This is a genomic window from Staphylococcus sp. HMSC035D11, assembly GCF_001836075.1.
In the GTDB taxonomy this organism is placed as follows: Bacteria; Bacillota; Bacilli; order Staphylococcales; family Staphylococcaceae; genus Staphylococcus; species Staphylococcus hominis.
Genome location: NZ_KV827235.1, coordinates 1 through 402 on the forward strand (window position 1 = coordinate 1; position 402 = coordinate 402).

The 402-nt window shown below is 39.6% G+C and carries 1 protein-coding gene; it reads right to left on the reverse strand.

The window, feature by feature from the left end; genetic code table 11:
- On the reverse strand, positions 1 to 402 hold a 402-nt coding region (locus HMPREF2647_RS05125), incomplete at both ends, for a DUF1542 domain-containing protein (protein WP_141756747.1).

Genomic DNA, 402 nt, shown 5'->3' on the forward strand with positions numbered 1-402 from the left:
ACACCTGAATTATTTATTGCTTCATTGATATGAGCTTTGGCTTCCGTTACTGCTTGGTCTACTTTCGCTTTAGCTGCTTCTTTTTCTTCTGTTGTCGCATCTGGTGTTTGATCAATTGCTTCTTTCTTGGCTCTTGCAGCATCATCGATTGCTTGTCTTGCTTCTGATTTTTTGATTACTTCTGGTTGGATTGCATTGATTGTAGTTGTACCATTTGTTTTTGTTTCATCGACACCTGAATTATTTATTGCTTCATTGATATGGCCTTTGGCTTCCGTTACTGCTTGGTCTACCTTCGCTTTGGCTGCCTCTTTTTCTTCTGTTGTTGCACCCGGTGTTTGATCAATCGCTTCTTTTTTAGCTCTTGCAGCATCATCAATTGCTTGTCTTGCTTCTGATTTT